The following is a 1,361-nucleotide window of genomic DNA, read 5'->3' as shown; positions in this document are numbered from 1 at the left end:
GATTTACTTCGGACGATAAATTGATGCGAGCTTATGCAGCCCGAGACGCATTTTTAGTGGGACAAAAAATGATGCTTTCGAGAGAGCGAGAAGAAGGCATGAAAGAAGGCAGAAGAGAGGGAAGACTTGAAGGAATTAAAGAAGGAAAACTCGAAGGAATAAAAGAAAATAGTTATTCTATAGCCAAAACCTTAAAACAAATGAATATGGATGATGCATCTATAAGTAAAGCTACGGGTTTAAGTATCGAAGAAATTCGCAAATTATGAATTATCGTTATTTTTCTTTAAAAAGCTTTTACTTTTAATATATCATGTATATGAACTATGCCGATTGGAATTTTGCCTTTTTCGGTATCTTCGACTACGACAAGATTTGTAATTTTGCCTTCCATTATATGCAAAGCCTCTCCGATTAAAGTGTCTTCGTAAATAACTTTGGGATTTCTATTCATTATTTCTTCGACATTTTTCGATAAAATATTTTCCGCCGATTTATTTTTTATTAAAAGTCTTTTCAAATCTCCGTCCACTATTATTCCGCTTAAAATATTATTGTCGTCCGTTATTATAGCTATTCCCAATTTGCATTCTATTATTTTAAATAAAGCGTCATATAAAGTCGTGGATAAATCGATTATAGGGAGATTATCTTTATGCATGATTGATTTAACTCTTGCAAGTTGTCTTCCCAAACTTCCGCCAGGATGAAATATCGCAAAGTCTTCCGCTTTGAATCCTCTTATTTCCATTAACGCCGTAGCCAATGCGTCAGATATTCCCAAAGACGCCGTAGTGCTTACGGTTGGAGCTAATTTGAGAGGACATGCTTCTTCTTTCACATGAGTGAGCAAAGTTATTTTTGCGTTTTTAGACAAAGTGGAATCTTTTTCGTTGGTAATCGCTATATAAGGAATATTCTGCCTGCATAACCAATTAACCAATTCTATTATCTCTCTCGATTCTCCGCCTTTTGAATATAATATTAAATAATCGTTTTTCGTTATCATTCCAAAATCGCCATGCAAACATTCGTTTGGGTCGACAAAAAAGCTCGGAGTTCCAGTAGACGCGAAAGTTGCCGCCGCCTTTCTTGCTATATGTCCACTTTTTCCCACGCCAGAAGTTATGACTCTGCCTTTGATTTTAAATAATTCATTAACGGCGTTCTCAAAATTATAATCCAAATTCTCGGATAAATTTTTAAGATTTTCGCTTTCAAGAAGCAGAGTAAATTTTCCTCTCTCTATTATATTCATTAAAATACTCTTTATTATCGCTATATATTATTTTATTATTCGATTACGGCGCTTATCAAATGCCCCGCTAATCTCTCTATAGCTTTATCTATATATTTTTTAT

The 1,361-nt window shown here is 34.2% G+C and carries 1 protein-coding gene and 1 pseudogene; one reads left to right on the top strand and one right to left on the bottom strand.

The features are described from left to right. Window positions 1–269 (top strand): annotated as a pseudogene (locus EZH24_RS11945) (Rpn family recombination-promoting nuclease/putative transposase); the annotation flags it as partial. A 17-nt stretch (window positions 270–286) separates the two neighbouring features. On the opposite strand, the gene EZH24_RS11940 reads toward EZH24_RS11945, so the two are convergent. Continuing rightward, a complete protein-coding gene (locus EZH24_RS11940) occupies window positions 287–1,258 on the bottom strand; it encodes a KpsF/GutQ family sugar-phosphate isomerase (RefSeq protein WP_137999297.1) in 972 nt (323 codons plus the stop codon). Window positions 1,259–1,361: the final 103 nt, after the last annotated feature.

The sequence above is a fragment of the Brachyspira catarrhinii genome, assembly GCF_005518285.1.
GTDB classification, from domain to species: Bacteria; Spirochaetota; Brachyspiria; order Brachyspirales; family Brachyspiraceae; genus Brachyspira; species Brachyspira catarrhinii.
The sequence above is the reverse complement of the archived record's forward strand: the minus strand, read 5'-3'. Positions and strand labels throughout refer to the sequence as shown.